Source organism: Halolamina salina, assembly GCF_042678005.1.
Lineage (GTDB): Archaea > Halobacteriota > Halobacteria > Halobacteriales > Haloferacaceae > Halolamina > Halolamina salina.
Map to the genome: position 1 here is coordinate 1 of NZ_JBHUDH010000079.1, position 3,447 is coordinate 3,447.

A 3,447-nucleotide genomic window follows, 5' to 3' on the forward strand; every position below is an offset into this window, starting at 1 on the left:
GACCGCCCGTCGGCGTCGCCGTCGGGCGAGACGTAGATCAGCGGGACGGGGTTGAACGTGTGGGCGGTGTGGGGCGACTCCGGCGTCCCCATGTCGTCGGCGTTGCCGTGGTCGGCGGTCACGAGCAGGTGCGCGCCCGCCTCGGCGACCGCGTCGGCGAGCCGACCGAGTTCCCGGTCCACCGCCTCGACGGCCTCGACAGCGGCGTCGAAGTCGCCAGTGTGGCCCACCATGTCCGGGTTGGCGTAGTTGAGCACCAGCGCGTCGGGGTGGCGCTCGTCGTCGGCGATCGCCGCGACCGCCGCGTCGGTCACCTCCGCCGCGGACATCTCGGGCTGGAGATCGTACGTCGCCACGTCCGGCGAGGCGACGATGCGGCGCCGCTCCCCGTCGAACGGCGACTCCCGCCCGCCGTTGAAGAAGTAGGTGACGTGAGGCTCCTTCTCGCTCTCGGCGACCCGCAGCTGCGTCCGCCCGCTCTCGGCCCACAGCTCCCCGAGCGTCCGATCGGGGTCGTTCGGCGGGAACGCCACGGGGAACGGGTACGTCTCCTCGTAGCGCGTCATCGTCGTCAGCCGGGTCTCCGGGCGGTCGAGCTCGAACGGCCAGCCGTCGGTGTTCACGCCGCCGAGAAGCCGACAGAGCTGTCGGGTGCGGTCGGCCCGGAAGTTGAACGCGATCACCGAATCGCCGTCCTCCAGCGCTGGTCCTTCCGAAACCAGCGTCGGCTCGACGAACTCGTCTGTCTCGCCGCGCTCGTAGCTTTCCTCGACTGCGGCGACCGCGGACCCAGTTTCGTATCGCGCTTTCCGATTTACGATCGCGTCGTACGTCTCCCGGGTCCGCTCCCAGTTGTGGTCACGGTCCATCGCGTAGTACCGGCCCGTGACGGTGGCGACGTGGCCGGTTCCGTGCTCGTCGATCACCCGCTGAAGTTCGGTGAGGTACTCGACGCCGCTTTTCGGCGGCGTGTCCCGCCCGTCGGTGAACGCGTGGGTGACGGCGGCCTCGCCGCGTTCGGCCGCGAGTTCGAGCAGCGCGTGGAGGTGGGCTTGATCCGAGTGGACGCCGCCGTCGCTGACCAGCCCCGCAAAGTGGACTCGGCCGTCGTGGTCGGCAGCGTACTCGAACGCGTCGCTGATCGCGTCGATCTCGCCCAGTTCGTCCGCCGCGATGGCGTCGTTGATCCGGGTGTAGGGCTGCTTGACCACGCGGCCGGCGCCGAGGTGGGTGTGGCCGACCTCGCTGTTGCCCATCTGTCCCTCGGGCAGGCCGACCCGGCGCCCGTGGGCGGTCATCGTCCCGAACGCCCCCGCCTCGCGGAGCGCGTCGAAGTTCGGCGTCGCCGCCGCGCCGACGGCGTCCCGGCCGGCCTGATCGTCGGGCGCGAGCCCCCAGCCGTCGAGAACCACGAGTGCTGCGTCCATGCGGAAGCGGTGGGCTGGCCGGCGTATCACGCCTTCGGTGGCAGCCAAAGACACATGCCCGTCCGCGCGGAACCGGAGCCAACGACCGTGGATCTCGACAGCCTCGGCAGACGCCGCCTGCTCGCCCTCCTCGCCGGCAGCGGTGCGGCGGCCGGGGGCGCGTACCTGTTCACCGGCGGCCAGCCAGCCGACACCGACGCGATCGGTCCCGAGGAGTCCCGCCGGCTGGCCGAGGCTCACGCGCCGACGCTGTACTACGGCGCGCGCGAGCAGTGGCCCGCGACGGACCCCCGTGAGTACACGACCGAGCGCGACGGCGAGACGATCGTCGACGGGTTCGACGCGCTCGACGGCTACACCGCGGACGGCCGCGAGACGGACTACCCTAACCCGACGGTGTTCTACCACGCCGTCGACTACCCGGACTCGTCGCTGTCCTGCGTGCAGTTCTGGGTCTACTCCGCGTTCGATCAGTTCTCGACGAACTTCCACTGGCACGACTGGGAGGTGTTACACGTGTTCGTCGACCGGTCGGCGGACGGCACGGCGACAGCCTCGGGAACCGAGTCGACGACCTCCGGCACCGACCAGTCGGTGTCCGACACGGGCGAGCCGGTGCTGTTCGTCGCCTCAGCCCACTCCCGGAAGGTGCCGAACAACGAGCACCTCGACCCCGACGTGGCGCGGGCGTCGATCATCAGTGAGGTCGGCTCCCACTCCAGCACGCTCGGGGTGAACGCCCGGCCGACGACGTTCCAGCGCACCGCCGTCGACGGGCTCGCGCCCGACATCAGCAACGATCCGGTCGAGGTGATCTCCGGCGAGGCGTCGCTCCCGCTCGCGTACGGGCTCCCGCGGGACGAGGGACTGGTGCTCCCCTACGCGATCCCGGAGTACGACGGCGATCGACTCCCCGAACACGACCGACTGCCGAACGTCAGCCCCGGGGATCTGGTCCCGGACGAGCTCACCGTCGACTCGTACGGCGAACTGGCGAGCCCGCCCGAGGACATCCCCAAGCGCGAGGGCGACGTGGCGTTCGTCCCGGACGCCCGTGCTGACACGGCCGCCGACGCGGACGCCCGATACGAGCTGATCGATACCGAGGAACTCCGGCAGATCGACGCGTTCACCGGCCCGCAGTTGAGCTTCAGCTTCACCGTCCCGAAGTTCGTCGAGGACGCCGTCTCGGGCCACCTCACCACCGTCGGCGTGCCGTGGAGCCAGCCCCGGTTCGAGAACCCGGCGACCGACATCAGCGACCCCCAACACCGGGCGGCGCTGGCCGACCGCTACGAGCCGATCGAGGCCGGCGGCGACGTGAGCCGTATCCTCGGGGCCGTCCGGGAGGCCACCGGCGCCGACGACGCCCCGGGGAGCAACGGCGTCGCGCTGCTCGCGCCCTCGATCGAGACCGTCGCGCTGCTTGAGAGCGATCCGGAGGCGGTCCCCTCGTTCTCGGGCGTGCTCGCCGTCGAGAACCCCGAGGCGGGTGAGCACCAGCTCACCGTCAACGGCGCGGGGATGGCGCCCTACAGCGAGAAACTGACCCACGAGGGCGGCACGACCCGCGCCGGGGTCGAGGGAGAGATCCCGATGAGTGCCAACGAGGACGCCGTTAAGGTTCGCGGGGAGGCGCCGGGGACGCTCGAGTCGGTTGCGTTCGAGGACGACTTCGCCGGACAGGTGTACGACGGCCGCCCGCCGGGGGAGGACGGGCGGTTCGGGATCTACGTCCACCGGGAGGGCGCCTACACCGCGGCGATCCGCGACGAGTCGGGGGCACAGGGGGCGCGCCGGGTCAACCCGAACCCCGACGACGACGCGATCGATCTCGCCGGGATCGAGACGGGGAAGGTCGCGCTGACTGACTTCCTGCTCCGGTTCCTCGTGGAGACCCGGCTACAGACCGCAGCACTGCGGGACGACGAGGATATCGACGACGTCCCCACCGGGCAGAACATCGACGACGAGCGGGTGGCAAGCGTCGTCGCGGCCGCGTACGAGAACGCCGGGGGAC

Annotated in this window: 2 protein-coding genes; one reads left to right on the forward strand and one right to left on the reverse strand. The window is 71.0% G+C overall.

Going from position 1 to position 3,447, the window contains the following annotated elements; translation table 11 throughout:
* Positions 1-1,427, reverse strand: a 1,427-nt coding sequence (gpmI, locus tag ACFR9S_RS08140) for a 2,3-bisphosphoglycerate-independent phosphoglycerate mutase (protein WP_379818394.1), incomplete at its 3' end; no start/stop codon positions are given.
* A gap of 54 nt (positions 1,428-1,481) precedes the next feature.
* On the opposite strand from gpmI, the gene ACFR9S_RS08145 reads away from it, so the two are divergent.
* Positions 1,482-3,447, forward strand: a 1,966-nt coding sequence (locus tag ACFR9S_RS08145) for a hypothetical protein (RefSeq protein WP_379818395.1), incomplete at its 3' end; no start/stop codon positions are given.